22 protein-coding genes and 4 tRNA genes are annotated in these 24,706 nt (G+C 75.1%); 15 read left to right on the forward strand and 11 right to left on the reverse strand.

All coding sequences use genetic code 11. The annotated features are described in order from the left end of the window. Window positions 1–56: 56 nt before the first annotated feature. Window positions 57–401, reverse strand: coding sequence for a metallopeptidase family protein (locus tag O4U47_RS02945; protein ID WP_270675948.1), 345 nt, complete (start codon window positions 399–401; stop codon window positions 57–59). Between the two features lie 66 nt (window positions 402–467). Here O4U47_RS02945 and O4U47_RS02950 point away from each other — a divergent pair, with 66 nt between their 5' ends. The 4 genes from O4U47_RS02950 to O4U47_RS02965 all read left to right on the forward strand — a co-directional run bounded on the left by O4U47_RS02950 (window position 468) and on the right by O4U47_RS02965 (window position 2,475). After that, window positions 468–2,036 carry a metallophosphoesterase family protein gene (locus O4U47_RS02950; RefSeq protein ID WP_408638916.1) on the forward strand — a complete coding sequence of 523 codons (1,569 nt, stop codon included), beginning with the start codon at window positions 468–470 and terminating at the stop codon, window positions 2,034–2,036. 110 nt (window positions 2,037–2,146) lie between these two features. Next, a tRNA-Glu gene (locus O4U47_RS02955) sits at window positions 2,147–2,219 on the forward strand. Between the two features lie 87 nt (window positions 2,220–2,306). After that, window positions 2,307–2,381: transfer RNA gene (locus O4U47_RS02960), tRNA-Asp, on the forward strand. 20 nt (window positions 2,382–2,401) lie between these two features. Then, window positions 2,402–2,475 (forward strand) — tRNA-Phe (locus O4U47_RS02965). Between the two features lie 60 nt (window positions 2,476–2,535). On the opposite strand, the gene O4U47_RS02970 is transcribed toward O4U47_RS02965, so the two are convergent. Both O4U47_RS02970 and O4U47_RS02975 read right to left on the reverse strand, forming a co-directional pair. Further along, window positions 2,536–3,771 (reverse strand): sensor histidine kinase, encoded by a 1,236-nt coding sequence (locus O4U47_RS02970; RefSeq protein ID WP_270675950.1) that lies wholly within the window; start codon window positions 3,769–3,771, stop codon window positions 2,536–2,538. A 1-nt stretch (window position 3,772) separates the two neighbouring features. Further along, window positions 3,773–4,429, reverse strand: coding sequence for a response regulator transcription factor (locus O4U47_RS02975; protein ID WP_270675951.1), 657 nt, complete (start codon window positions 4,427–4,429; stop codon window positions 3,773–3,775). A gap of 193 nt (window positions 4,430–4,622) precedes the next feature. Between O4U47_RS02975 and O4U47_RS02980 the strand changes: the two genes are divergently transcribed. Genes O4U47_RS02980 through O4U47_RS02995 form a run of 4 tightly spaced genes read left to right on the forward strand, consistent with a single transcriptional unit; the run spans window position 4,623 to window position 8,137 of the window. Then, window positions 4,623–5,102 carry a hypothetical protein gene (locus O4U47_RS02980; RefSeq protein ID WP_270675952.1) on the forward strand — a complete coding sequence of 160 codons (480 nt, stop codon included), beginning with the start codon at window positions 4,623–4,625 and terminating at the stop codon, window positions 5,100–5,102. Beyond that, a complete protein-coding gene (locus O4U47_RS02985; RefSeq protein WP_270675953.1) occupies window positions 5,099–6,199 on the forward strand; it encodes a peptidoglycan-binding protein in 1,101 nt (366 codons plus the stop codon). Before O4U47_RS02980 ends, O4U47_RS02985 begins: the two co-directional genes overlap by 4 nt. Then, entirely contained in the window at window positions 6,196–6,936 is a 741-nt protein-coding gene (locus O4U47_RS02990) for an ABC transporter ATP-binding protein (protein WP_270675954.1), read from the forward strand. Before O4U47_RS02985 ends, O4U47_RS02990 begins: the two co-directional genes overlap by 4 nt. After that, window positions 6,923–8,137 carry an ABC transporter permease gene (locus O4U47_RS02995; RefSeq protein WP_270675955.1) on the forward strand — a complete coding sequence of 405 codons (1,215 nt, stop codon included), beginning with the start codon at window positions 6,923–6,925 and terminating at the stop codon, window positions 8,135–8,137. Before O4U47_RS02990 ends, O4U47_RS02995 begins: the two co-directional genes overlap by 14 nt. Window positions 8,138–8,162: 25 nt before the next feature. Here O4U47_RS02995 and O4U47_RS03000 read toward each other — a convergent pair whose 3' ends face one another. Beyond that, entirely contained in the window at window positions 8,163–8,474 is a 312-nt protein-coding gene (locus tag O4U47_RS03000; protein WP_270675956.1) for a hypothetical protein, read from the reverse strand. A gap of 146 nt (window positions 8,475–8,620) precedes the next feature. Between O4U47_RS03000 and O4U47_RS03005 the strand changes: the two genes are divergently transcribed. After that, entirely contained in the window at window positions 8,621–9,847 is a 1,227-nt protein-coding gene (locus tag O4U47_RS03005; protein ID WP_270675957.1) for a right-handed parallel beta-helix repeat-containing protein, read from the forward strand. Window positions 9,848–9,942: 95 nt separating this feature from the next. Here O4U47_RS03005 and O4U47_RS03010 read toward each other — a convergent pair whose 3' ends face one another. Beyond that, a complete protein-coding gene (locus O4U47_RS03010; RefSeq protein WP_270675958.1) occupies window positions 9,943–11,241 on the reverse strand; it encodes a M14 family metallopeptidase in 1,299 nt (432 codons plus the stop codon). A 204-nt stretch (window positions 11,242–11,445) separates the two neighbouring features. After that, window positions 11,446–12,111, reverse strand: coding sequence for an AIM24 family protein (locus O4U47_RS03015; RefSeq protein WP_270675959.1), 666 nt, complete (start codon window positions 12,109–12,111; stop codon window positions 11,446–11,448). 216 nt (window positions 12,112–12,327) lie between these two features. On the opposite strand from O4U47_RS03015, the gene O4U47_RS03020 reads away from it, so the two are divergent. Beyond that, on the forward strand, window positions 12,328–14,481 hold the full coding sequence (locus tag O4U47_RS03020) for a phosphodiester glycosidase family protein (protein WP_270675960.1): 2,154 nt from the start codon (window positions 12,328–12,330) through the stop codon (window positions 14,479–14,481). Here O4U47_RS03020 and O4U47_RS03025 read toward each other — a convergent pair. Beyond that, window positions 14,470–15,816: a protein kinase family protein gene (locus O4U47_RS03025; protein ID WP_270675961.1), complete on the reverse strand. Its 1,347-nt coding sequence runs from the start codon at window positions 15,814–15,816 to the stop codon at window positions 14,470–14,472. The two genes, O4U47_RS03020 and O4U47_RS03025, sit on opposite strands and share 12 nt — an antisense overlap. A 138-nt stretch (window positions 15,817–15,954) precedes the next feature. Between O4U47_RS03025 and O4U47_RS03030 the strand changes: the two genes are divergently transcribed. After that, window positions 15,955–16,881, forward strand: coding sequence for an SDR family oxidoreductase (locus tag O4U47_RS03030; protein ID WP_270675962.1), 927 nt, complete (start codon window positions 15,955–15,957; stop codon window positions 16,879–16,881). A 13-nt stretch (window positions 16,882–16,894) separates the two neighbouring features. Here the strand turns inward: O4U47_RS03030 and O4U47_RS03035 are convergent, their stop codons facing one another. Next, window positions 16,895–17,320 carry an RNA-binding S4 domain-containing protein gene (locus tag O4U47_RS03035; protein ID WP_270675963.1) on the reverse strand — a complete coding sequence of 142 codons (426 nt, stop codon included), beginning with the start codon at window positions 17,318–17,320 and terminating at the stop codon, window positions 16,895–16,897. Window positions 17,321–17,371: 51 nt separating this feature from the next. After that, complete coding sequence (locus tag O4U47_RS03040) at window positions 17,372–18,856, reverse strand: serine/threonine-protein kinase (RefSeq protein WP_270675964.1); 1,485 nt, start codon at window positions 18,854–18,856, stop codon at window positions 17,372–17,374. A 219-nt stretch (window positions 18,857–19,075) separates the two neighbouring features. On the opposite strand from O4U47_RS03040, the gene O4U47_RS03045 reads away from it, so the two are divergent. Continuing rightward, window positions 19,076–20,107, forward strand: a complete 1,032-nt coding sequence (locus O4U47_RS03045; protein ID WP_270675965.1) for a hypothetical protein — start codon at window positions 19,076–19,078, stop codon at window positions 20,105–20,107. 6 nt (window positions 20,108–20,113) lie between these two features. Here the strand turns inward: O4U47_RS03045 and O4U47_RS03050 are convergent, their stop codons facing one another. Then, on the reverse strand, window positions 20,114–21,025 hold the full coding sequence (locus tag O4U47_RS03050; RefSeq protein ID WP_270675966.1) for an NAD(P)-dependent oxidoreductase: 912 nt from the start codon (window positions 21,023–21,025) through the stop codon (window positions 20,114–20,116). Window positions 21,026–21,147: 122 nt separating this feature from the next. On the opposite strand from O4U47_RS03050, the gene O4U47_RS03055 reads away from it, so the two are divergent. From O4U47_RS03055 to O4U47_RS03065, 3 genes are all read left to right on the forward strand, one after another. Next, window positions 21,148–21,483, forward strand: coding sequence for a winged helix-turn-helix transcriptional regulator (locus O4U47_RS03055; RefSeq protein ID WP_270675967.1), 336 nt, complete (start codon window positions 21,148–21,150; stop codon window positions 21,481–21,483). Window positions 21,484–21,556: 73 nt separating this feature from the next. Then, window positions 21,557–23,200 (forward strand): ABC-F family ATP-binding cassette domain-containing protein, encoded by a 1,644-nt coding sequence (locus tag O4U47_RS03060; RefSeq protein ID WP_270675968.1) that lies wholly within the window; start codon window positions 21,557–21,559, stop codon window positions 23,198–23,200. A gap of 79 nt (window positions 23,201–23,279) precedes the next feature. After that, a tRNA-Asp gene (locus O4U47_RS03065) sits at window positions 23,280–23,354 on the forward strand. A 52-nt stretch (window positions 23,355–23,406) separates the two neighbouring features. Here the strand turns inward: O4U47_RS03065 and O4U47_RS03070 are convergent. Then, window positions 23,407–24,609, reverse strand: coding sequence for an MFS transporter (locus O4U47_RS03070; protein WP_270675969.1), 1,203 nt, complete (start codon window positions 24,607–24,609; stop codon window positions 23,407–23,409). Window positions 24,610–24,706: the final 97 nt, after the last annotated feature.

Below are 24,706 nucleotides of genomic sequence, written 5' to 3' on the forward strand. Positions count from 1 at the left end.
TTCCGCAAGCGGTTCGCCGGAATTCGTAGCGTATTCGTTGCCGCGGCCCGGCCCGTTCACCCCCACCCGAGCTCGTGCAGGCGCGCGTCGTCGATCCCGAAGTAGTGCGCGACCTCGTGCACCACGGTCACCCGCACCTCCTCGACGACCTGCTCGGGCGTCTCGCACATCGCGCAGATCTCCCGCCAGTAGATGGAGATCCGGTCCGGGAGCACCCCGGCGTAGGCGTCGCCGCGCTCGGTCAGCGGCACGCCCTCGTAGAGCCCGAGCAGCCCGGGCTCGGGCGGTTCGTCCTCCACGGTCACGACCACGTTGTCGATCAGGCTGGTCAGCTCCTCGGGGATGGAGTCCAGGGCGTCGGCGACGAGTTCTTCGAAACGGCGGCGGCTGAGTTCGACCACGCCCCGTATTCTGCGCGACATCGGCCGCACCGCGCGCAGGGCGTTGCCTCTCACGGGTGCGAGGGCATGATGGATACCGTGTTGCCTCGCTTGGGAAGGGCCCTCGCGGCGCTCCGGGACCGCCTCGCCGCGAGGCGGCAGGGGCTGTTGAAGGCCGGGCGGGTGGCCGCCGTGGTCCTCGCCGGGCTGGGCGGGGGGTGGCTGGGCCTGGTGGTCGGGGGCCAGGTGCTCACCCCGGTCGGCCCGGCCGACGTGAGCCTGTCGGTCGGCCCGAGCTGGGACGGCGAGACCGTGGTGGACGTGGCCCCGCTGGGCACCCTGGCGTTCGACACCCACTCCGCGCCGCTGCGCTTCGAGGCCTCCATCGACGAGATCCGCTTGGCGGCCGCCGAGGAGATGTTCGAGAACCCCGAGGCGATCGACCGGATGGGCCGCACCATCGTCGGCGAGGTCAAGGCCGGCGTCATCCGGCTCATGGCGCAGTCGGCGGCCGCCGCCGCGCTCGGGGCCGGGCTGGTGGGCCTGGCCCTCTTCCGGAGCTGGCGCCGCGCCGGGCTGAGCGCCGCGACCGCCCTGGCCGCCTTCGCCGCGGCGGGCGGCGCCGCGGCGGCGACGTTCAACCCGTCCGCGATCGCCGAGCCGCGCTATTCGGGGCTGCTGGCCGGCGCGCCCCAGGTGGTGGGCAGTGCCGAGGCCGTGGTGAGCCGCTTCGACCAGTACCGCGAGCAGCTGGCCTCGCTGGTCGGCAACGTCTCCCGGCTCTACGAGGTCACCTCCACCCTCCCCGTCTACGAGGGGGACGAGTCCACGGTGCGGGTGCTCCACGTGTCCGACATCCACCTCAACCCGGCCTCCTGGAATGTGATCTCGTCCATACAGGAGCAGTTCCAGGTCGACCTCATCGTGGACTCGGGCGACCTGACCGACCGGGGGAGCGCCGCCGAGGACGCCTTCGCCGACGAGATCGCCGACCTGGAGGTGCCGTACGTGTGGGTGCGCGGCAACCACGACTCCATGGGCACCCAGCGCGCGGTGGAGGCCCAGCCCAACGCCGTCGTCCTGGACGGCCGGGCCGAAGAGGTGGGCGGCATCGTCTTCTACGGGGCGGGCGACCCGCGCTTCACCCCCGACAAGACCGCCGCGAACCCCGGCGCCGAGGAGTTGCGGCGGATCGGCGAGGGGCAGGCGGCGGAGGCGGCCGCGGAGGAACCGCCGGTGGACGTGGCGGTCCTGCACGACCCCGCCCAGGCCGAGGGGTTCGACGGGCGGGTGCCGCTGGTGCTCTCCGGGCACGGGCACCGGCGCTGGACCGAGCTGACGGAGTCGGGCACCCGGTACCTGGTCCAGGGCTCGACGGGCGGCGCCGGGCTGCGCGGCCTGGAGGGCGGCGTCGACCGCCCCAAGCCGTACGAGGCCTCGGTGCTCTACATCGACACCGAGACCAAGCGCCTGCAGGCGTGGGACGACATCACCCTGGGCGGCCTGGGGCTGACCTCGGCCCAGATCGAACGGCACATCGAGGAGGAGCCCGACCGCGAGCTGGTGCCCCCGTCGCCGACGCCGTCGCCCCCCGTAGGGCCCACCCCTTCCGCCACGCCCAGCCGGGAGGCGGACTCACCTGCGGGGACGCCCTAGGGTGAAGGGGCGGGGCAAACGCTTTGGCACTGGGGGTGAATCTCCCCTATGCTTGACGCGTCCCCGACGACAGGCGACGCGGGCGGTTGGCGACCACGTTCGTCGTCGAGGCCCCCATCGTCTAGTGGCCTAGGACGCCGCCCTTTCAAGGCGGTAACGCCGGTTCGAATCCGGTTGGGGGTACGGCTCCGGTCGAAGCAGTGCCGAAGGTCTGGCACAATGGAGGACACGGAGATCGGCCGCCTCGGCGGCCGTAAAAATTGGATACAAGGTCCTGTGGAGCAGTTAGGAGTGCTCGCCACCCTGTCAAGGTGGAGGCCGCGGGTTCAAATCCCGTCAGGACCGCGCGCCACGTCAGTGGCGGGGGCCAGGTAGCTCAGTTGGTACGAGCGTCCGCCTGAAAAGCGGAAGGTCGGCGGTTCGACCCCGTCCCTGGCCACGTTCGTACGGATGACCCCATCGCCGGAACAGGCGGTGGGGTTTTTCGTGCGTTCGGCCCTCACGGCGGGCCGTCCTCCGCCGCACCCTCCTGCACCAGCGGCAGGCGCACCGTGGCCACCAGGCCTCCGCCCGGCCGCGGCGCCGCCCCGGCGGTGCCGCCGTGGGCCTGCGCGATCGACCGGACGATCGACAGCCCGAGACCGCTGCCGCCGGGGCCGTGCAGGCGGTCGCGGTCGCCGCGGTGGAACGGCTCGAACAGCCGCTCGGGGTCGGCGACGTCCGGACCGGTGTTGGCGACCCGCAGGACCGCCTCCCCGCCCTCGGCATCCACCTCGACACGGACGGACGCGGCGCCGTCCTCCGGAAGGTTGTAGCGGATCGCGTTCTCCACCAGGTTGCCGACCATCTGCTCCAGGAGCAGCCCGTCGCCGTCGACGACGGCCGGCCGCAGCGTCGACCGCAGGTCCGCCCCGGCCTCGTCCGCCGCCTCGGCGAAGGTCTCCAGCACCCGGCGGGCGGCACCGGCCAGGTCGACGGGCTCGGCCTCCATGAGCTCCCGCTCGGAGCGGGCGAGGAGCAGCAGACCGGAGATGAGGCGCTCACTGCGGTCCGCCGACTCCAGCACGCGTTCCATCATGGGGCGCAGGTCCTCGGGCACCCGCCCCTGCTCCAGCGCCACCTCGACCGCGGTGCGCTGCCCGGCCAGCGGCGTGCGCAGCTCGTGCGAGGCGTTGGCGACGAACCGGCGCCGGCTCTCGAACGCGGACTCCAGCCGCGCCAGCATCCCGTTGAAGGTGGAGCTGAGCTCGCGGAACTCGTCGGGCGGCCCCGACACCTCCAGGCGGTCGCCGAGGTCGTGTTCGGACAGCCGCCGCGCCGCGTCGGTCACCCGGTGCAGGCGGCGCAGCGGGCGCCCCGCGACGAGCCATCCGGCGAGCGCCGCCAGCGCGGTGACGGCGGCCAGCCCGAGCCCCGACCGCAGCAGCAGGTCGTCGAGGACGCCGCTCTGGTAGCGGGCGATGCTCGCGGCGGGCACGCTCTCGGCCCGGTCCGGGCTCTCGGGCGCGGGGGAGGCGGTGGGCGGGGCGGAGGGGCGCGCCTCCGCCCCGCCGGAGGCCCCGGGCTCCCAGGGCATGGTCGTCGCCCACTCGGACGCCTGGATGAGGAGCACGTCGCCCCGGTCGGACAGGCTGGCCGACACGACCGCGTAGTTCAGCGCGAGCAGCAGCACCCCGCCCGCCAGGAAGACGCCCGTGTAGATCAGCGCGAGCTTGGTGCGCACGGTCAGGGCCATGTCAGATCCGGTATCCGTGTCCGGGGACGGTCTCGATCAGCGGCGGGTCGCCGAGCTTGCGGCGCAGCCGGTGCACCACCACCTTCAGCACCCCGCTGGAGGGGTCCAGGTGCTCGTCCCACACCTTCTCGGTCAGGTGCACGGGGGAGACGGGCGCACCGGCGGCCCGCACCAGCTCTTCCAGGACGCCCAGCTCCTTGGCGGTCAGGGCCAGCGGGCGGCCGTCGCGTTCGGCCGTCCGGCGCATCGGGTCGAGGCGCACGCCGCGGCGCTCCAGCGTCGGCGGCGGTGCCGGGCGGCTGCGCCGGGCCAGCGCATGCACGCGCGCGACCAGTTCCCGGTAGGCGAAGGGCTTGGCCAGGTAGTCGTCGGCGCCCAGGCCGAGACCGGCCACGCGGTCGTCGATGCCCCCGGCGGCGGTGAGCATCAGCACCCGGGCGTCGGTCCCCGGGTCGGCGGCGATGCGGCGGCAGACCTCGTCGCCGTGCAGCAGGGGGAGGTCGCGGTCCAGGACGACGACGTCGTACCCGTGGACGGCCGCCATCTCCGACCCCGCGGCGCCGTCCTCGGCGACGTCCACGGCCATGCCCTCGCCGCGCAGCCCCTCGGCGATGGAGGCGGTGAGCGAGGGGTCGTCCTCGACGATCAGGACGCGCATGCCAAGGCCCTTCCGTGCATCGGTGCGCGCCCCGGCCGGGGCCGCGCCCGGCCAGGCTTATCGCGGGACCGGTGACACCAGGGTTACCACCCGCCGCCGGAGTAACCCGGGCGAAACCGGGGGGCTGGTCGCATGTCCAGGTGCGGCCGCCGACCGGCGTCCGCGAACCGGACCGATGGAGGTCGAGGAACCCATGGCGGCGACGTACGGCAGGGCGGCCCTCGGGGCCGCCGCGCTCTTGTCGGCCCTGCTGCTCGGCGGCTGCGCGGGCCAAGGCGGCGGCGCGGCCGCGCCGGACGGCTCCCCCTCGCCGGGGGAGGGCGCGGAGGCCGACGGGGTGGAGTTCGCCCAGTGCATGCGGGACAACGGCATCGACGTCGAGGACCCGAAGGGGGACGGGATGATGCCCGCCCTGCCGGCCGGGGACGGCGCCGTGGAGAAGGCGCTGGAGGAGTGCGAGGACCTGCTGCCCTCGTCGGACGACGAGCGCTCCGAGGAGGAGGTCTTCCAGGAGAACCTCGAAATGGCCGAGTGCCTGCGCGAGCACGGCATGGACATCGAGGACCCCGAGCGGGGCGAAGGGCTCGCCATCCCGCTCACGGACGATGAGGAGTCGCAAGCGGCCCTGGAGGAATGCGGCCAGGAGGTCACGGTCGGCGGGGGCGGCGAGTGAGCGTCGGCACACCACGGCCGCGACGGCGCGGACCCGGCACGAGGACCGCCATCGTCGTACTGGTCCTCCTGCTGCTGGCGGCCGCGGGCGCCATGGCGGCGGTGTGGGCCCGGGAGGCTCCGGAGGAGGGCGGCGGCGCGGCGGAGGCGCCCGGTGCCACCGCCCGGGTCGAGCGCACCACGCTGGAGGAGCGGGTCGCCCTCGACGGGGAGCTGGGCTACGGGGGCGGCGGCTCCGTCGTCTCCGCGGGCGAGGGCGTCCTCACCTGGATGCCGGAGAGCGGCGCGGTGATCGCCCCCGGAAGCCGGCTCTACGAAGTCGACGGCGACCCCGTCGTCCTCCTGCGCGGTGACAAGCCCGCCTTCCGCGTGCTGGCCGCCGGGGACGAGGGCGAGGACGTGCGGCGGCTCGAACAGGCGCTGAGCGAGCTCGGATACGGCGGATTCACCGTCGACCGCGCGTACACCGGGCTGACCGCCTACGCCGTCAAGCGCTGGCAGAGGGATGCGGGGCTGCCGCAGACCGGGGAGGTCGACCCCGCCGACGTCTGGTTCGCGCCCGGGCCGCTGCGGATCTCCGGCACGGAGGCCGCCGTCGGCGAGCGCACCGCACCGTCGTCCCCGGTGCTGTCGGCCACCTCGGGCGACCGGGTGGTCCGGCTGCCGCTGGAGGTCGGGGACCGCGCCCTGGTCGACGAGGGCGACGAGGTCGGCGTCACGCTGCCCGGGGGAGAGGAGACCACCGGCGAGGTCCTCTCCGTCGGCTCGGTCGCCGAGGAGGACGGCGGGGAGGACGAGGACGGCGGCGGCGACCCCGTGGTCGACGTCCTCATCGGGCTCGGCGAGGTGCCGGAGGGCGCCTTCCTCGACAAGGGGACGGCCGAGGTCGCGCTGGTCGGCGACACCGCGGAGGACGTGCTCGCGGTGCCGGTCGGCGCGCTCATCCCGATGCCGGGCGACGGCTACGGCGTCTCGGCCGTCGGGGCGGACGGGCAGGTCGACGACGTCGCGGTCACGACCGGGATGTTCGCCGACGGCAAGGTCGAGGTCTCCGGCGACGGGATCGAGGAGGGCACCGAGGTGGTGGTTCCGGAATGACCCGGACGAATACGGCAGGGGCGGACGACGACGGTGCCCCCGCGGCCGAGCTGTTCGACGTGGAGCGCCACTACCCCGGGGGTGTACGCGCCCTCGACGGCGTCTCCTTCCGGATCGGGCGGGGAGAGCTGGTCGGCATCGTCGGGCCCTCCGGCTCGGGCAAGTCCACCCTGCTCAACCTGCTCGGCATGCTCGACACACCGACCGGCGGGAGTGTGCGGATCACCGGCTTCGACACCGCCGGACTCGACGACGACGGGGCCTCCGCGCTGAGGGCCCGGTCCGTCGGGTTCGTGTTCCAGCAGTTCCACCTGGCGCACAATGTCGCCGCGCTGGACAACGTGGCCGACGGCCTGCTCTACACCGGGGCGCCGCTGCGGCGCAGGCGCGCCCGCGCCCGCGGCGCCCTTGAGCGGGTCGGGCTCGGCGACCGGCTCCACCACCGGCCGCACGAGCTGTCCGGGGGCCAGAGGCAGCGGGTGGCCATCGCCCGCGCGGTCGTCGGCGACCCCGGTCTGGTCCTCGCCGACGAACCCACGGGGGCGCTCGACACGGCCTCGGGGACGGCCGTGATGGAGCTGCTGCAGGAGCTCAACGCGGCCGGGGCCACGGTCGTGGTCATCACGCACGACAGGGAGCTGGCGGGCGGCCTGCCCCGCCGGATCCGGGTGCGGGACGGGCAGGTCGAGTCCGACGAGCGGGCCGGCGGGGACGGGGGCGGACATGTCCAGGGGTAGCGGGCGCGGCCCGCGCCCGGCCCGGCTCTCCCCGGCCGACCTGGTGCGGACCGGCGCGAGCGGGCTGCGCGCCCGCCCCTTGCGGGTGGTCCTCTCGGCGCTGGGGATCGCCATCGGGGTCGCGGCGATGGTCGCGGTCGTCGGCATCTCCGCGTCGAGCAGGGCCGACCTGGACGCCCGCCTCGCGAGCCTGGGGACCAACCTGGTCACGGCCGCGCCGGGCGAGTCCCTGCTCGGGGAGGCGGCGACGCTGCCGAAGGGGGCGGAGGACCGGGTCCGGCGCCTGCCCGGTGTGCGGGGCGTCGCCCAGGTGGGGCAGGTGGAGGGGGCCTCCGTCTACCGCAGCGACCGCATCCCCGAGGAGGCGTCCGGCGGGATCACGGTCTACGGCGCGTCCCTGGACCTGCCGGAGACGCTGCGGGCCCACGTGCGCACGGGGGAGTGGCTGAACCGGGCCACCTCCGGGTACCCGGCCGTCGTCCTCGGCGCCACGGCCGCCGAACGCCTCGGGATCGCCCGCATCGGCCCGGGGACCCGCGTGCTCATCGGTGAGGAGTACTTCTCCGTCGTCGGGATCCTCGACCCGGTCGCGCTCGCTCCGGAGATGGACAGCGCCGCGCTGGTGGGGCGGGACGCGGCGGCCGGACGGCTGGGCGCGGACGGCCATCCGACGCGGGTGTACGTGCGCGCCGCCCCCGAGCGGGTCGCCGAGGTGCGGGAGGTGCTGGCGCGTGCGGCCGACCCGGAGGAGCCGTTCGGGGTCGAGGTCTCCCGGCCTTCCGACGCGCTGGAGGCCAAGGAGGCCGCCGACCGGGCGTTCTCCGGGCTGCTGCTCGGGCTGGGCGGGGTGGCGCTGCTGGTCGGTGGTGTGGGGGTGGCCAACACGATGGTCATCTCGGTGCTGGAGCGCCGGGGTGAGATCGGGCTGCGCCGGGCCCTCGGGGCGACGCGGCGGCAGATCCGGGGCCAGTTCCTGGTGGAGGCGATGGCGCTGTCGGCGCTCGGCGGGGTCGCCGGGGCGGTGCTGGGGGCGCTGGTGACCGCCGGGTACGCGGTGACGCGGGGATGGATGGTGGCGATCCCCGTCTGGGCGCCGACGGCGGGTGTCCTGGCGACGCTCGGGATCGGGGCCGTCGCGGGGCTGCTCCCGGCCGTGCGCGCGGCCCGCACGGCGCCGACGGAGGCGCTCGGATCCGGCTGACCCCGCCGGCTCCCTGCGGCCGGTGTCACACGGTCAGTCCCGGGATCGGGAGCTGTCCCTCGGGGACGCGGTGCGGGCCCTGGAGGTGCAGGCACCTCCGGCACGTCACCGGGCCCGTGTTGCGCTCCAGACGGAGCGGGTCCGCGGTGGCGCCGCAGGCGGGCACCGCCACCAGCACGCCGCCGCGGTGCAGGTCCACCAGGCCGTGCACCACGTCCGACCCGCCCACGGTCGCGTTCACGCCGATGAGGGCCGCGCGCCTGCCGTGCAGGCGGGCGGCCCTGCGCTCCTCGCCGTCGTCGGGGAAGAGCGACAGCGGCGGCTGCGGGTCCCGCATGGGACCGCACCCTACCGAGGGGGCCCCACACCCCGCGGGCGCGGCGCGGGGCCCCTTTTGGGAATGCGCTTTCCGTGCTAGGTTCCGACCTCCCTCCGGGGTGGGAGCGATTCCACCCCAACCCCCGCTCACCAGGAGGAACCCCCATGCACACCGAACCGCGAAGGCCGCTGCGCCGCGGCCTGCTCCCTGTCCTCGGCGCCGTCGCGCTCCTCGGGGCGGGCGCCGTCACCGCCGTACAGGCGACCGGCGCCTCCCCCGCGCAGCCGACCGCCGCGACCGCCGCGACCGCCGCGACCGCCGACGGCGCCCAGGCGGCCGCCTGCGGCGACGGCTCGTACCACGTCGAGGCCGTGCGCGACGGCGGCACCTGGACGTCCCGCAACGGCGGCGACGTCGTCTACGAGGGCGGCGACATGCTGGAGGCCATGCGCGCCGCCGTGGACAGCCTCGACCCCGGCCGCACCGAGCAGCAGCGCGTCGTCGTCCACGGCTCCGGGAGCATCCCCGCGAACGCCTCCCTGGACCTGCCCAGCCACACCTCCCTGGAGTCCTGCGGCACCATCGACGTCACCGGGACGCCGTCGGGGAACAACGCCGCCGTGCGCATCCGGCACGCCCAGGACGTGTCCGTCCCCCACCTGTCCGTGACCGGCACCCCCTACTTCGGCGTGTGGGTCCGCACGTCGCAGAACGTGCACTTCGGCCAGGTCGACCTGCGCCTGTCCGGCGGCCTGGGGATGCGCATCGACAGCCGCGACGACGACTCGGTCCGCGAGGCCCGCGACATCAGCATCGACGACGTCCACGTGTCCGGGACCGACAACCACGGCGTGGAGACCTACGGGGTCGACGGCATCGACATCGGCACCGTCACCGCCCGCGACACCGCCTACTCCGGGCTCCTGCTCAACGACACCGTCAACGCCTCGGTCGACCTGGTCGACGCCGAGAACGCGGGGACCGGCACCGGCTACGCCGCCTTCCGGATGGCCAACCGCAACGGCCGGCTCGACGGCGGCTACCCCGAGAACGTGCGCGTGGGCGAGGTCCGCGCGCGCGGCGGCGGCCGGGGGATCTTCTGCGTGTCGGAGAGCGGCGGCGCCGTCATCGAGCGGGTGGACATCGCCGACACCGGCAACAACGCCGCCCTGATCGAGAACTGCCACAACGTCACCGTCGGCTCCTCCGGCGGCACCATCGCCGGTCCCGGGACGGTGCGCCTGGCCGCCCGGAGCGAGTTCGCCAACACCTCCGACATCACCTTCGAGAACCTGACCTTCCGCGACACCGAGTTCAACGAGAGGCCGTGCGCCGTGAACACGGTCCTGCGCAACATCACGTGGGACAACAGCGCGAACAACGCCTGCTGACGCGCGGGCCGCACCGCGCATGAGGCGGGGCGCCCCGCACCTGAGGGGGGAAAGGTGCGGGGCGCCCCTTGTTCACCGGGTGCTCGCGGGGCCGGTCAGCAGTACTGGTCCTCCTTGTCGATCACCCGGTACGGGCAGTCGGCGTAGCCCAGCAGGTCCAGGACGGCCTCCCGGTTGCGGTCGGTCTCCCGGTCGATGATCTCGTCACCGGGGTAGAAGCCGCCGCCCCCGGAGCCCGACGGGTACATCTCGAAGGTGTAGTTGAAGATCCTCTGCTCGCCCCACAGCCAGTCGTTGATCGTCCCGTCGGTGACGTACAGGTCGCTCGACTGCTGGGGCGTGTAGCCGTTCGACCCGGCCATCAGGCGGCCCAGCTCGGCGTGGGTGTCGTATTCGTCGCGGCTCATCCCCGGGCCGGTCTCGTCGTAGGTGTAGCCGTAGGGCCACAGGATGAGCTCTCCGTAGGTGTGGAAGTCGATGGCGGCGGTGATCTGCTGCTCGCCGCCGACGACGCGGCTGCGCACGAAGTCGGCCACCTGGCGCACCTCGGGCGCCGACTCGGGGGCGGTGCCGCGGTAGGTCTGCGACCACGGGCTCCCCGAGGAGCCGCCGCAGCAGCCCCAGTTGTAGTCCCAGTTGCGGTTCAGGTCGGTGCCCACGGCCCATCCGCCGGGGGCGGGCTGGCGGTTCTTGCGCCAGCTCTTGTAGGAGCCGCCGGCGATGTCGTGCTCGCTGCCGTCGGGGTTGACGTTGGGCAGGATCCAGATCTCGCGGGTGTCCACCATCTCGGTGACCCGCGGGTCGGTCCCGTAGTCCTCGGTGAGCATGCGCAGCAGGTAGACCGCCATCTCCACGGTCAGGTGCTCGCGCGCGTGCTGGGAGTGGGTGAACAGCACCTCGGGCCGGTCGTGGTCGGTGCCCACGTCCGAGGTGATCTTCACGGCCATCAGGTCGCGCCCCTCATAGGAGGAGCCGACGCCGACCTTGGCCGCGAGGTCGGGGTTGTCGGCCACGACCTTGTCCACGACATCGGTCAGCTCGTCGTAGTCGTGGTACCCGGAGTCGGACGGCGGGAAGTCGAGGGTGCCGGGCCCCTCCTGTTCGGGGCCGGGCAGCGGCGTGACCTCGTACCCGAGGTCGGCCACGGCGTCGGCCTGGCGGGGTAGGGCGGTCACCACGACGGAGTCGTCGCCGACCTCGTCGATGGCCGCCCCGGTGGCGGCGACCTCGGTGCGCTCGGGGGCCGAGTCCGGCCCGGCGACCCGGTACTGGCCGGGGGAGGCGGCGGGGGCGGGGGAGTCCGGTGCGGGGTCGGCCGCCGCCGTTCCGGCGGCGACGGCGGTCAGCAGGAGGGCGGCCGATGCGGCCGCCGCGAGGGGTCTGCGCGCGTGCACGGTGCGGGGCCTCCTGACGGGCGTGGGGGACATGCGACGGCGGAGTCCACCCGTCAATTGGAGGTGGGCGGGGGCACGGGGGTCAACGATCGGGAACGGAAACCGTTCAACGGTTGAACAGTCGTCTCGCCCGCCCCCGGACGACGTGCCCGTGTGCCCGCGCCGGGCGGCGCCGGGTGGCCGGTTCCGGCCACCCGGCGGCGGTCAGCCGGAGGCCGGCTGCGCCACCGGCGCCCCCTCGGAGGCCTGCACGAGGACGAACCCCTGCCCCTCGAAGGAGAGCTGGAAGGCCTCGCCGCTGCCGCGCCCGATGAGCGCCCCGGCCTTGGCGGTGCGCCGCACCCCGGTCCGCAGCGAGCTGGACCAGGCCACCGCGGCGTCGGTGTCGGCGAAGGTCGGCTGGTCGACGTTGAGCAGCACGGGGGAGCCGTGGCAGGCGATGGCGATGCGCCCGTGCCCGGTGAAGACGGTGTTGAACAGCCCCCCGGCGGCCATGCCCGCCCCCTGGACCCGCTGGATGTCCCAGTTCAGGCCCGGTTCGAAGGCGAGGACGTTCTCCCCGTTGACGGTCAGCGAGTCGCCTTCGAGGTCGATCAGGTGCACGTCCCAGGCGTCCCGGGCGAGGAACACGTCGCCCTGCCCGGTCACCGACATCAGCGGGGCGCCCTCGCCGGTCACGGCCTTCTTCAGGAACTTGCCGATGCCGCCCGAGCCCTTGTAGGCGAAGTCGACGTCGCCCTGGTAGGCGACCATCGACCCCTGCCGGGCGAGGAACTCCCCGTTGAACCGGACCCGGAGCATCTTCCCGTTCTGGAGGGACATGCCCGGGACGTCGTTCTCCCGTGCGGCCTCGAACAGCGGACTGCGCATGGCTGACCTCGTCTCCTGCGTTCTGCCGTGGACGCCTGACCGTACCAACCGGAGCGTACGGGCGCCGCGGGTGCACGCAGGGTACGATGTGCGCAGTTTTGACTACGGAGAGTGGTCGATGTGGGTCCGTTCCCGCCGTCTCGCGAAAATCCGCCGCGGAGGTCCTCCGCGGCGGCCGCGGCCGTGCTGCTGGCCGCCGTTTCCATCGTTCCCGGCGTGCCCGCCGCGTCCGCCGCACCCGCCCCGGCGCCGCCCGCACGCACCGTGCCCGTGGCCCCCGGCGTCGACCTGGAGGTGCGCGCGCAGCCCGGCCGGTCGCGCCCCACTCTCACCGCGCTCACCGTGGACCTGGGCTCCGGCGCGCGGGCCGACTACATCGACGGCGGGTCGGTCGCCTCCGCGGCGGAGCCGGCCGACATGGCCGCCGCGCACCCCCGGCCGGAGGGGCGGGCCGCCGTCGCCGCGGTCAACGGGGACTTCTTCGACGCCGGGGCCTCCCAGGCGCCCCTGGGCGCGGCCGTGCGGGACGGCGAGGTGCTCTCCTCGCCCGCGCCCGGCCGCCCCTACGCGGCCGTCATCGGGGAGGACGGCCGCGGGTCGGTGCGGCGGGTGCGTTTCGAGGGGACCGTGCGCACCCCGTCCGGAACGGCCCGCCTCGACGCGCTCAACGCCCCCGGGATCCCCGCGGACGGCCTCGGCCTGTTCACCGACGACTGGGGAAGCGCCTCGCGTGCGCGGGCCGTGCACGGCGCCGAGCGGGTCGCCGAGGCGGTGCTCGCCGACGGCGCCGTGCGCACGGTGCGCGACCGCGCCGGTGAGGGGCCCATCGCACCGGGAACGCGCGTCCTGGTGGGCCGGGGCGCCGGGGCCGACCTCGTCGCGGAGCTGGAGGACGGCGCGCGGGTCGGCACCGAGTACCGGATCGACGCCGGAGGCGTGCGGCCCCGGACCGTCCTCGGCGGCCGCCGTGTGCTGCTCCGCGACGGCCGTCCCACCGGCGCCGCCGACGGCGCCCGCCAGCCGCGCACCGTCCTGGGGTTCGGGGCCGGCGGCACCCGGATGGTGGCGCTGGCCGTCGACGGCCGGGTGCCCGGCGCGCCCGGCGCCACCCTGGGCGAAGCGGCCGAAGCGGTCAAGGAGGCCGGGGCCGTGGAGGCGATCGAGCTGGACGGCGGCGGCTCGTCGGCGCTGCTCGCCCGCGACCCCGGCGGCCGTGGCCTCTCCGCGCGCAACCGCACCGGCGAGGGCCCCCGCGAGGTCCCCAACGGGCTGCTGGTCACCGCCCCCGCCGGGGACGGCGCGCCGTCCGGCCTGTGGCTGCGCCCGCGGCTCGACCCGCGCCCCGGCCACGGTGCCGAGGCGCCCGCCCAGGACGACCCGTACTTCCTGTTCACCGGAATGCGCCGCACCCTGGAGGCCGACCTGCACGACGCCGCGTACGGGCCTGCGGCGGCCGACAGGGGCGGCGGGGACGGCGGCCGCGTCCCCGACCTGCGGCTGACCGCACCGCGGGGGTCGGTGCAGGGGAACGCGTTCCGGGGCGGCGCCCCCGGGCGCGTCGAGGTGACGGGCGCGGCCTCCGGTGCGGAGGGCACGGTCGGGCTCCGGGTCCTGCCGGGCCCTGACCGCCTGGCGCCCGAACCCGAACGGCTCTTCTTCCCCGGCGACGGGGACTCGGCCTCGTTCGTCGTCTCGGGCGTGGCGCCGGACGGCACGCGCGCCCCCGTGGAGCCGGAGGACGCCCGGGTCGAGGCCGACCCGGACCTGGTGAAGGTCGAGCGCCACGGCGACGGCCGGTTCGAGGTGCACCCGGTGGCGGTGAAGGGCACCGGCGCGGTGACCGTCGAGGCGGGCGGGGTGCGCGCCGAGGTCCCTGTCGCGATCGGGACGGAGACCGTGCGCCTGGCCGCCTTCGAGGACGGCGGCGCGTGGACGGCCGACGGCACGCGGGCGGAGGCCGGGCTACGGCCCGTCCAGGGCCGGTACGGCGCGGGCATCGCCGTCCGGTACGACTTCACCGGTGCCGTGCGCACCAGGGCGGCCACGGCGCGGCCGCCCGAGCCGCTTCCCGCGCGCCCGGCGGCGTTCGGCTTCGGCCTGCAGGTGAAGGGCGACGGCGAAGGCGCCACGGTCGCGCTCTCCCTGGAGGATGACGCGGGCATCCGCCACGCCGTGTACGGGCCGCGGGTCGCCTGGGAGGGGTGGCGGCCCGTGGAGTTCACGGTGCCGGACGACGCCGTGCAGCCGGTGTCGGTGACGTCGGTGTACCTGGTGGAGACGGACGGGGCCCGCACGTACAAGGGCGAGGTGGCCTTCTCCGACCTCACGGGGGAGCTGGGACGCGATCCGGAGCGGCCGTCACGGCGGTGACGGCAGCGGCAGGTCGATCGGCGGAAGCACCGGTGACGAGGTCGGCGCCTGAGTCGGGCCGCCCGTCGGGCCGCTTGTCGGGGCCTCGGACGGGGGATCCGTAGGCGGGCCGGTCGGAGGGCCGGTCGGCGGGTCCGTGGGCGGATCGGTGGGTGGATCCGTCGGCGGGTCCGTGGGCGGGTCGGGCGGAGGATCCGTCGGAGGATCCTCAGGGGGATCGTCCGGGGAGGAGGTCGGGCCCGTCGACGGGGACGGGCTCGGCGAAGGGCTCGGAGACGCGCTGGGGGCGGGCTCCTCGCGCTCCACGGGCTCCCCGCGCGCGGTCGCCGTGCCGCTCTGCTCCGTGGCGGCGGGTGAGGTGCTGGGCGAGGGGTCGGGCGACCCCTCGGGGATGACAGGGCTCGCCCGCTCAGGTGTGGCCTCGGGGGTGAGCGCGCCGTTCACCAGCGCCCACCCGGCCAGGCCGCCCATGCCGAGCAGCCACACGGCGGCCACGGTGAGCAGGAGCCGCTGCCGTCTTCGCGCGCGCTCGCTATGGGTGGGACCGGCGGCCTCGGCGACCGGACCGGCGGACACCGCGTGCGCCGCTTCCTCGTGCGCCGCTTCCTCGTGCGCCGCCTCTTCGTGCACCGCCTCCTCGTGTGCCGCCTCCGTTCCCGGGCGCCGGGGGACGCTCGGCGGATCGGGGACGTACGGGCGCTCCGGGGAGTCCACCACCCGGACGCGCGCGGCCCCGTCGGGCTCCCCGTCCCCCTCCGGCTCCGGCCCGTCGACCGCCCGCGCGGCCGCGGCGAGCAGCTCCTCCTCGCCGCAGTAGGGCAGGCCGAGCAGCGCCCGCAGCACCTCCACGGCGCTGGGCCGTTGAGCGGGGTCGGGGACCAGGCAGGCGTCGGCCACCCCGCGCAGCGGCTCGGGGACGCCCGACGTGTCCGCCGGTCCGCGCAGCCGCTCGGGCACCGCGAGCAGGTCGTCGGTGTCGACCGGGTAGCGCCCGCGCGCGGCGAACGCGACCACCTCGGCCCAGGCGTACACGTCGGCGGCGTACATGTCGGAGGTGGGCCCGGCGTGCTCGGGCGCACCGGCGCCCGCCACGCGCGGCCCGTCCGGGCCGAGCACGACATCGGCCGGGGTGAGGCGGCCGTGCGCCGTGCCCGCCCGGTGCAGCGCGGCCAGTGCGGCTGCGGCGGCGACGGCGACCCGGTCCAGGTCGGCGCCGTGCAGCGGCCCGTCCCGCGCGACGGCGGAGGCCAGGTCGGGTCCGTTCCGCTCCGGTCCGGGACCGGTGCCCTCCACGGGGACCACCTCCACTCCGTCCGGTTCGTCCGACTCCTCCACGTCTTCCCCTCTATGGGACGCACTCGAACCCCCCACCGCCGTGTCGCCCGGCGGCGACATTCCCCTTCCGTTCCTGACAGAAGACGGCAGGAAAGCGCCGTAGAACGGAGGGGACGACGATGAAGGGAGGCGCGGGACATGGGGGACGACCGACCGCTGGAGGGCCGGGTCGCGCTGGTCGCCGGGGCCACGCGCGGAGCGGGCCGGGCGATCGCGGTGGAGCTGGGGCGCAAGGGGGCGACGGTGTACGCCACCGGGCGGACCACGCGCAGCGCGCGCTCGGAGATGGGGCGCCCGGAGACCATCGAGGAGACCGCCGAGCTGGTGGAGGCCGCCGGAGGCGCCGGCATCGCCGTCCAGGTGGACCACCTGGAGCCGGAGCGGGTGAAGGCGCTGGTCGAGCGGATCGACACCGAGCAGGGGCGGCTCGACGTGCTGGTGAACGACATCTGGGGCGGCGACGTCTACCTCACCGAATTCGGGCGCCGCCTGTGGGAGCACGACCTGGAGCAGGGCATGCGCATGCTCCGGCTGGGCATCGACACGCACGTGACCACCAGCCACTTCGCGCTGCCGCTGATGATCCGCCGCCCGGGGGCGCTGGTGGTGGAGATGACCGACGGCACCACCGAGTTCAACGCCGGGTACCGCGCCGACGCCGGGCTGTTCTACGACCTGGTCAAGACGTCGGTGCAGCGCTTGGCCAAGGCCCAGGCGCACGAGCTGCGCGACCACGGGGGCGCGGCGGTCGCGGTCACCCCCGGCTGGCTGCGCTCGGAGGCGATGCTGGAGGTGTTCGGCGTGACCGAGGAGAACTGGCGGGACGCGGTGGACAAGGAGCCGCACTTCGCCATCTCCGAATCGCCGGCCCTGGTCGGGCGGGGCGTGGCGGCCCTGGCGGCCGACCCGCGGGCCGGGCTGTGGACCGGGCGGACGGTGTCCAGCGGCCACCTGGCCAAGGTGTACGGCCTCACCGACGCCGACGGGAGCCGCCCCGACGCCTGGCGGTACATCTCCGAGGTCCAGTATCCCGGGCGGGAGGCCGACACCACCGGCTACCGGTGACGGCCCCGCCGGGTCAGAACGGGCCCTCGCGCCGCAGGCGCTCCATCTGGCGGCGGTCCCGCTTGGTGGGGCGCCCGGCGCCCCGGTCCCGGCGCGGCGGGGCGGCGAACGCCTGCGGCGGCGCGGCCGTGGTCGGCGCGGGCGTGTTGTCGGTGTAGCACCGCTGGGCGATCGGCGCGCCCACCCGCTTCTCGATGACGTGCGCGACCTCCACGACGCGGGTGGTGCCGTGCAGCCGCACCCGCACCTCGTCGCCGGGGGAGACCGCCGCGGCGGGTTTGGCGGGCTTGTCGTTCAGGCGCACGTGCCCGCCGCGGCACGCCTGCGCCGCGTCGGACCGGGTCTTGACCAGCCGGACCGCCCAGAGCCACTTGTCGATCCGGGTGCTCGGCGGCCCCTGCGGCAGCGGAGGTCCAGCGGCGGCGGGCTGGTCGGTCACGTGCGCACCTTCCTGCTCGGCGGTCCCGGGCGGCTCGCCCTCCTTCGAACTCTAGGCGCTCCCCTCCCCGTCCGGCCACGTCTGATCGGAGTCCTCGCCGGCGGGGGAGGGGGCCCCGCCCCCGCCGTGGTCCGCCGACGGCTCGGGGGCGGGGCCGGTCGGGTCGCCGGTCCCCTCGTGCCCCCCGTCCGGCGTCTCCTCCGGCGTCTCCTCCGGCGTCTCCTCGGGTGTGTACTCCGGGGTGTGCTCCGAGGGCTGATCCGAGGGCCCCTCGGGCGTCGGTTCAGGTGTGGGCTGAGGGACGGCCTCCGGATTCTGCCCGGTCTCCTGCGCGGTCTCCTGTCCGTCCTGCCCGGTCTCCTGTTCGGCCGGGGCGGTCTGGCGCGCGGGAACGGCGTCGGGCAGAGTCAACCACCCGGCCCGCGGGACGCCCTCGAGCAGCAGCCACGCCGCGCCGCCGGCCAGGAGCACCGCCAGGACGGCCAGGAGCACCGCGCCCGTCGGCCGCCTCCGGCGCTTCCCGCGCGCGAGCGGTGCCGTCCCAGGTGGCGTCGTCCCAGGCGGTACCGGCGCGGGCGGTGTTTTCGTCGGCGGTGGCGCCGCAGGCGGGGCCCCTGCGGGGGGAGCCTCCGCGCCCGCCGCCGGGGCGGCGGGCGCCAACGGGGCCGTCGCCACCACCGTGCGGCCCGCCGCCGCCGACGCCCCCTGCCGGAGGACCTCCGTGACCGCGTCGGACGACGCATCGTCCCCCGGCTCCGGGTCGCGGCCCACCAGCGCCCCCAGGACGCGCACCGCGGTGGGCCTCCGCGCCGGGTCCTTGTCCAGGCACGCCCCCAGCAGCGGCCGCAGCCGCTCGGGAACCGCCTCCAGATCCGGCTCGTCCGAGACGACCCGGTGCAGCACCTCGTGCACGCTGTCCCCGTCGAACGGACCCCGGCCCGAGGCGGCGAAGGCGATGACCGCCGCCCACGCGAACACGTCCGCCTCCGGTCCGACGCGCGCGCCCCGGATCTGCTCGGGCGCCATGTAGGCGGGCGTGCCGGTCACCGATCCGGTCTGGGTGAGGGTCGCGTCGCCGGTCCGGGCGATCCCGAAGTCGATGACCCGCGGCCCGTCCGGGCCCAGCAGCACGTTGGCCGGTTTGAAGTCCCGATGCACCACGCCCGCGCTGTGGATGGCCACCAGCGCGGTCGCCGTGGCCACCGCGAGCCGGTCCAGGGAGGCCCCGGTGCGCGGCCCCTCCCTGTGCACCGCCGCGCGCAGCGTGGGGCCGTGCACGAACTCGCTGGCGATGTAGGGGGGATCGCCCTCCACGTCGGCTTCCACGACGGCGGCGGTGCAGAACGGCGCCACCCGCCGTACCGACTCCAGCTCCCGCGCGAAGCGCGCGCGCTGCAGCGCGCCCCCCTCCCACGAACCGGACAGGACCTTGACCGCCACCTCGACCCCGTCGGGGCCGGTTCCCAGGTACACGGTCCCCTGGCCGCCGCGTCCGATCTGCTCCGTGATCCGGTAGGGCCCGATCCGCTCGGGCATCCCACCGCCTTCCCCTCCGGCCGGTGTCGTCATCGCGCCTTCCCCTCGCTCCGCGTCTGCCTCCATAGGACGTCGGGTGCGGCCCACTCCCTCTGGGCCGGAGGGGGACAAATGCCTTACCCGGAGGTCTGTCACCTCCCCCGCGCGGGGGAGGCGGCGCCCCGGGATCGCTCCGCAGAGGGTGAACCGGGACCGGTGCCGGGGGCGAGGATCGGTGCCATGGCGACGACAGGGCCGACGACAGGGCAGGCGGCAGGGCCGGTGACCGGACCGCGGTGGGCGGTGTGGGCGGCACCGGCCGCCCTGGGATGGGCGGCCGCCTATGGTGCGCTCCGCCTCTCCTGGACCCTGGCCGGGCGGCCCGACCTGCCGCCGGTCGGCGACGATCTGGGCCCGTTCTCGGACTGGCCGATCGTGCTGCTGTGCGCGGGCACCGCGGTGATCGCGGGGGCGATCGCGGTGCCCGCGCTCCGGCCGCGCAGCCGGTTCGGGCACCGGGCGCTCATGGCCGCGGGCGCCGCCGTGGCCGCCGGTACGGCGCTCTCCTCCTTCCTCCTCATCCTCGACGTCGTCGGCCTGCTGCTCCTCGGGATCGGCGGCATCCCGCTGCACGCGGGGGCGGTGGCGAGCCGCGCCGCGTGCGCCTTCGGCGCGGTGGCGCTGGCGTCCGCGGTGGTGGCCGAGCACCGCCGGGTGCAGGGCGGGTGCCCGTCCTGCGGCCGCGCCCCGGGCGCGGCCCCGGCCCCCGAACGGGCGCCCCGGTGGGCGTTCGCGGCGGCCTACACGGTCATCGCCGCCGTCGCCGTGCGCACACTGGCCGAGGTCCTTGCGGGCGGTCAGGAGAACCCGCTGTTCCCCGACGGCGTCGACGGCCCGGCCGCCGCCTTCGCCGCGGGGGCCTTCATCGCCGTCTTCGCCCTGGCCGGGGTCGTCCTGCCGCTGGCGCTGGTGCACCGGTGGGGGAGGGTGTGGCCGCGCTGGGTGCTCCCCCTGGCCGGGCGGAGGGTGCCCCGGCCGCTCGTGCTGGTGCCCGGCGCCTTCGCCTCGGCCGGGATGGTGTGCTACTTCCTGATGGGCCTGGGGGCGCTGATCGTCGAGGGCCCCGACGCGTGGGGCGTCCCGGGGTACCCGGCCTGGTTCTTCTGGGCGGCGATCCCCGCCTATGTGGTGTGGGGACTGGGACTGGGCGTCGCCACGGTGTCCTACCACCGCACCGGGAGGCCCCGGTGCGGGCGCTGCGGCCGGGGGTGAGCGGCCCTACCCGCGGCCGTCCCGGAGCGTGTCGACCAGCGCCGAGACGTCGTCCGATGGGCCCGCCCCCGCGGACAGGGCCCGCTCCATCAGCGCGTGGAAGGGGGCGATCAGGTCGGTGCGCACTCCCCGCGCGCGGCTGGCGGACAGGAAGTTCTCATAGGCCCGGAGCTGCATCGCCAGTCCGGAGCCCTCGGTACGGAAGTCGCCGGAGTCGACCTGGCGGGCCAGCGCGGGCAGGATGCCCGTCATCGCGGTCAGCCAGGGCAGGAGCCGGTTCTCGGTGAACTCCGTGACGGATCCGCCCTCCGACCCGTCCGCAGCCCCCTCCGACCGGATGAGCGCCGCGGCGTGCACGAACCCGCCGAGCAGGCCGTACATGCCGGTGAGCAGCGCGATGTCGTTGAGCGCGGCGGTCCCGTCGGCCGGGCCGAGGAACGACGCCGGGCCGAGCACGCGCAGAGCGGCCTCGTGCCGTCCGAACGCGGACGCGTCGCCGCTGTAGAGCACCGCGGCGTCCGGTGTCCCGATCATCGCGGGCACCGCCATGATGCCCCCGTCGATGTAGGCGGCCCCCAGCCCGCGCGCCCAGGCGCCGGTCTCCTGGGCCTCCTCCGGGGTGCCGTTGGTGAGGTTCACCAGGGTGCGGCCGTCCAGGCGGCTCTCCGCGGAGCCGAGCGCCTCGCGCAGCGCGGGGTAGTCCAGTACGCAGGCGACGACCAGGGGGCTCGCCTCGACGGCGGCGGCGGGGGAGGCGGCGCGCACCGCGCCCTCGGCGACGAGCGGGTCGGCCTTGGCGGCCGACCGGTTCCAGACGGTGACCGGGTGCCCGGCCGTCAGGAAGGCCCGGGCCAGGGCGGTGCCCATGTCGCCGAGGCCGACGACGGTCACCGGGGCGGGGGAGGCGGAAGCAGGCATGGCGTCCTCATTCGAAATCATGTTCGTGGTGGACGTCCGCCATCCTCGGCCGCACACTGGAGCTGAAACAAGTACCTACTTTTTTGTCGGGTACTCACCGAAAGGTAAGAATCGGAGGGGCCATGGGGCGGCAGCGCACCTTCGTCTGCGGGCTCGACGCGGCGTTCGCCGTCGTCGGGGGCAAGTGGAAGGCGCTCCTGCTCTGGGAGCTGGCCCAGGGGGTCCGCCGCTTCGGCGAGCTGCGCCGGGCCCTGGAGGGCATCAGCGAGAAGATGCTCATCCAGCAGCTCCGGGAGATGGAGCACGACGGCCTCGTGCACCGCGAGGTGTACCGGGAGGTCCCGCCCCGTGTGGAGTACTCCCTGACCGCGTTCGGCCGCTCCCTGAACGCGGCGATGGAGCCCCTGGGCGCCTGGGGCGACGAGCACAAGGCGCGCATCGAAGAGCTGCACTCCTGACCCGGCGCCCCTGACGGAGCGCCCCCGGAAAAACCTTTCGACGCGCGGTGGGCCCGGTGGCAGGCTGGCCGCCATGGGCCATATCGATGTCGCGGGCGTGTCCTACCGGCTCCCCGACGGGGGGACGCTGCTGGACGAGGTCTCCTTCCGCGTGGGCGACGGCATGAAGGCGGTGCTCGTCGGCGCCAACGGCAGCGGGAAGACCACCCTTCTGCGCATCATCGCCGGGGACGCCGAGGCCCATGAGGGCGCCGTCACCCGAAGCGGGCGCATCGGCGTGATGCGCCAGTTCATCGGCTCCCAGGCGTCCGGTGCGCTGCCCGCCGAGGCGACCGTGCGCGACCTGCTGCTGTCGGTGTCCGCGCCCCCGGTGCGGCGGGCCGGGCAGGAGCTGGACGCCGCCGAACTGGCCATGATGGAGAGCGACTCCGAGGCGGTGCAGCTCCGCTACGCCCAGGCCCTGTCGGACTGGTCCGACGCCGGGGGCTACGACGCCGAGGTGCTGTGGGACGTGTGCACCGTCGAGGCCATCGGCGTGCCCTACGCCCGCGCGCACTTCCGGGAGCTGGGCACCCTCTCCGGCGGCGAGCAGAAGCGCCTGGTGCTGGAGGCGCTGCTGCGCGGCCCCGATGACGTGCTCCTGCTGGACGAGCCCGACAACTACCTGGATGTTCAGGGAAAACGATGGTTGGAGGAGCGGCTCCAGAGCACCCCGAAGACCGTCCTGTTCATCAGCCACGACCGCGAACTGCTGGCGGCCACCGCCACCCACGTGGTCACCCTGGAGGGCGGCAAGGGGGCCGGGGCGTCGGCGTGGGTGCACGGCGGCGGCTTCGAGAGCTACCACCGCGCCCGCGAGGACCGCCACGCCCGCTTCGCCGAGCTGCGCCGCCGCTGGGACGAACGCCACACCCGGCTGCGCGAGCTGGTCAAGCGGCTGCGCCAGAAGGCGGCCAACAACGACGACATGGCCAGCCGCTACCGGGCCGCGCTGACCCGGCTGGCCCGGTTCGAGGACGAGGGGCCGCCGCCCGAGCCGCCCAAGGCGCAGCGCATCGACATGCGCCTGCGCGGCGGCCGCACCGGTGTGCGCGCCCTCACCTGCACGGACCTGGAGCTGACCGGCCTGATGCGGCCGTTCTCGGCCGAGGTGTTCTACGGGGAGCGGGTCGGGGTGCTCGGCTCCAACGGCTCGGGCAAGTCGCACTTCCTGCGGCTGCTGGGCGACCCGGAGTCGGTGGCGCACACCGGGACGGCCAGGCTGGGGGCGCGCGTGGTGCCCGGGCACTTCGCCCAGACCCACCACCACCCGGAGTGGAACGGGCGCACCCTCGCGGCGATCCTCGAAGAGGACCACGCCATGCCGCTGGACCTGGCCGCACCGGCCCTGCAGCGCTACGAGCTGGTGCACCGGCGCGACACCCGGTTCGACTCCCTGTCCGGGGGCCAGCAGGCGCGCTTCCAGGTGCTCCTGCTGGAGCTGTCCGGCGCCACCATGCTGCTGCTGGACGAGCCCACGGACAACCTGGACGTCGAGTCGGCCGAGGCCTTGGAGGCGGCCCTCGAAGGGTTCGAGGGGACCGTGCTGGCCGTCACGCACGACCGGTGGTTCGCGCGCTCCTTCGACCGGTTCCTGGTGTTCGGCGAGGACGGCGGCGTCTACCCTTCCGATGATCCCGTGTGGGACGAGGGGCGCGTCCGCCGGGCCCGGGCCTGAGGCCGACGGGACAGAGCACTGCAAAACCCCGCTAGAGTAGTGGTGGAGCGGGTCGCCCGGAAGGGCGGAACGCGGTGATGGTCCTGTGGAGCAGTTAGGAGTGCTCGCCACCCTGTCAAGGTGGAGGCCGCGGGTTCAAATCCCGTCAGGACCGCAGGTGGGGCCCGGAACCGGTACGGTTCCGGGCCTTCGTCGTGCGCGGGGGGCTATTCGGCGGTGCGGAACGCCCGGGACGTGTACAGCGCCACCGCCAGGGCCACGGCCGCCAGCAGCACGAACCCGATCGTGTAGGCCCCCGTGGCCTGGTAGACCCCGCCCATCACCAGCGGCGGGAAGTACCCGCCCAGGCCGCCGGCCGCGCCGACCAGCCCGGTCACCGTGCCCACCCGGGAGGGCTCGACCAGCTTGGCCAGGAGCGCGAACACCCCGCCCGTTCCCAGCCCCAGCGCCAGGGCGATGAGCACGAAGGACGCCCCGGCCGGGAACTCGGCCGGCGGGTGGAAGGCCAGCACCACCGCGAACACGCAGGTGCCGATGAACGAGGCCAGGCAGATCCGCACCGGCCCGAAGCGGTCCGACAGCGTGCCCCCGATCGGCCGCGCGATGACCGCGACCAGCGCGAACCCGGCGGTGCGCAGCCCGGCCTCGGTCTGGGCGAAGGCGTAGGCGGTGGTCAGCAGCGTCGGCAGGTAGGTGGTGAAGGCCACGAAGCCGCCGAAGGCCAGCGCGTACAGCAGCGCCATCTGCCAGGTCTCCTTGAGGCGCAGCGCGTCGCGCATGCGGGGCAGCGCCGGTGCGGAGCTCGGCCTCCAGTCCGGGGCGTTGCGGCTGAACACCCACATGACCGCGCCCATCACCGCCAGGGCGGCGCACATCGCCAGGTGGGTGGCCAACAGCCCCCAGGCCTGCACCAGCACCGGGGTCAGGAGCGCGGACAGCGCGGTGCCGCCCATCCCGGCCCCGAACACCCCGGTGGCGAACCCCCGGCGGGCGGGCGGGTGCCAGGCGTTGACGAACGGGATGCCCACCGCGAACGAGGTGCCCGCGACGCCCAGGAAGAAGCCCCACAGCAGCAGCATCGGGTAGGAGCCGCCGGAGAGGCCGACCAGGAGCGTCGGCACGATGCTGATGAAGCACAGCGCGGTGAACATCACCCGCCCGCCCAGGCGGTCGGTCAGCGCCCCGACCGGGATCCGGCCCAGCGAGCCCACCAGCACCGGCACCGCCACCAGCAGCGACGTCTGCGACGGGGAGAGCGAGAGCTGCTCGGAGTAGGTCTTGGACAGCGGCCCCACCAGGTTCCACGCCCAGAAGGTGAGCGCGAACGCGGCCGTGGCCAGGGCCAGGTTGCCGCCCGCGGTGCCGCGGGCGGCGGCACGCCCTTCGGTGCTGTGCACGGTTCCGCCCATCTGGACGCCTCCCTCGACGCGCTCCGAATGCCTTCAGGCTAGGACGATTCCCCGGAGTTTCCCGTGAAGAACGGGACCTGTGCCCCTGGTGTGTCGC

Source organism: Nocardiopsis suaedae (assembly GCF_027706745.1).
In the GTDB taxonomy this organism is placed as follows: domain Bacteria; phylum Actinomycetota; class Actinomycetes; order Streptosporangiales; family Streptosporangiaceae; genus Nocardiopsis_A; species Nocardiopsis_A suaedae.